At 68.7% G+C, this 1,938-nt stretch carries 1 protein-coding gene; it reads right to left on the bottom strand.

Annotated elements, in window-relative coordinates; all coding sequences use genetic code 11:
- On the bottom strand, positions 1–1,938 hold a 1,938-nt coding region (locus A5709_RS00040; protein ID WP_156767930.1), incomplete at both ends, for a non-ribosomal peptide synthetase.

The following is a 1,938-nucleotide window of genomic DNA, read 5'->3' as shown; positions in this document are numbered from 1 at the left end:
CTCGAAGCAGTACCGGCGCTCGGCGTCCAGCTCCCGCTGCAGCCAGGCTTGATCGGGCCCGGTTGCGCGGCGCACGGAAACCTCACCCGCGGGTCCGACCACCTGGTAGGGCACCCCGTCCAGCTCCACGTAGGAGGTGCGCAGGATCTCGTGCCGCGAGACGACGTCACCGACGGCGGCGATCAGGGCGTCGATGTCCCATGGCCCGGTCAGTTTCGCGGCGAAGGGAATGTTGTTGACCCAGCTGGGCCCGTCGACGCGGTAGGCGAACCAGCTGCGCAGCTGCGAGGCCGACAGCGGCATCGGCTCGTCATGGGCGGTCGCGACCAGCCTGGGCCGCGACTGCCTGAGCTCACCGGCACTCAGCTGGTCAACCCGTTCCGCCAGCAAGCCCACGGTCGCGAGCTCGAAGACGTCACGGATGCCGAGCTCCACTCCGCAGTCCGAGCGGATCGCCGTGACCAGTTTGGTGGCCACCAGCGAGTGGCCGCCCAGGTCGAAGAACGAGTCGTCGACCCCAACCCGGTCGTGGCCGAGCAGCGCGGAAAACAGTGCGGCGATGCGGTATTCGGTCGGAGTCGCGGGGTCGCGGTATGCGGCCGCGGCCGCGATCTGCGGCTGGGGCAACGCGGCCCGGTCGATCTTGCCGTGCGCCGTGATCGGGATTTCGTCGAGCGCCACATAGGCGGCCGGCGTCATGTAGTCCGGCAGCGCGGCGGCCACCCGGGCGCGGATGCGCTCGACTTCAACGGTTTCCGGGCCACCGCCCTGGGCCGGCGTGACGTATCCCACCAGGCTCTTGCCCAAGCGCGGCAGGTCCATGGCCAGCACCACCGCTTGCCCGACGCTGGGGTCGACCGAGATGGCGGCGGCGATCTCGCCCAGCTCGATACGGAAGCCGCGGATCTTCACCTGCTCGTCGGCACGACCGACGAACTCGATATCCCCGTCGGCGTTCCGGCGGGCCAGGTCACCGGAGCGGTACAGCCGCCGGCCTGGGTTGAACGGATCGGCGACGAACCGTTCGGCCGTGAGTGCGGGCCTGCGGTGGTAGCCGTGGGCGACATGCGTTCCGCCGATGTAGATCTCGCCGATCACGCCCACGGGAACGGGCCGCAGCGCGTTGTCGAGGAGGTGTACCTGGGTGTTGATCTTCGGGCGCCCGATGGGTACCACCCGGGTGCCTTGGGCGCCTTCGACCGGGTAGCTGGTGCAGTTGACGACGGTCTCGGTCGGTCCGTAGAAGTTGTACAGCAGCGCGTCGAAGGTGGCGTGGAACTTGTCGGCGATCTCGCCCGGCAGGGCCTCCCCGCCGATCGGCACGCGCCGCAGGGTGCGCCACTGGCTGACCCCGGGCAGAGATAGGAACAGCCCGAGCAGTGACGGCACGAAATGCATTGAGGTGATGCCCTCGCGGCTCAACAGATCCGTCAGGTAGCCGATGTCGCGCAGCCCGTCGGGCCGCGGAATCACCAGGCGCGCACCCATGATCAACGTTCCGAAGATCTCACCCATGGACACGTCGAAGCTGGGCGACGCGACCTGCAGCAGCCGGTCGGTCTCGTCGACGCGGTACTCGTCACCGAACCAGACGAAGTATTCGGCGATGGGCGCGTGGGGCACCGGCACGCCCTTGGGCAGGCCGGTCGAACCCGAGGTGTAGATCAGGTAGGCGGTGTTGTGCGGGTCCAGCGGCCGCACCAGTTCGGTAGGCGCTCCAGCCGGGTAGCGCGACAGCCCGGTGACGGGCTCGCGCAGCACGAGCTTGGCGTCGGCGTCGCCCAGGATGAAGGTCAGCCGATCCTCGGGATAGGTGGGATCCACCGGCAGGTATACCGCTCCCGCCTTCAGCACGCCCAGCGCGGTGATGACCAATTCGGGTGACTTGTCCAGCAACACCGCGACCCGGTCCTCGGTGCCGATGCCCTGCTCGATCAG

Source organism: Mycobacterium sp. E1386, assembly GCF_001672745.1.
Classification (GTDB): Bacteria; Actinomycetota; Actinomycetes; order Mycobacteriales; family Mycobacteriaceae; genus Mycobacterium.
This window is presented reverse-complemented; position numbering and strand designations above follow the sequence as displayed.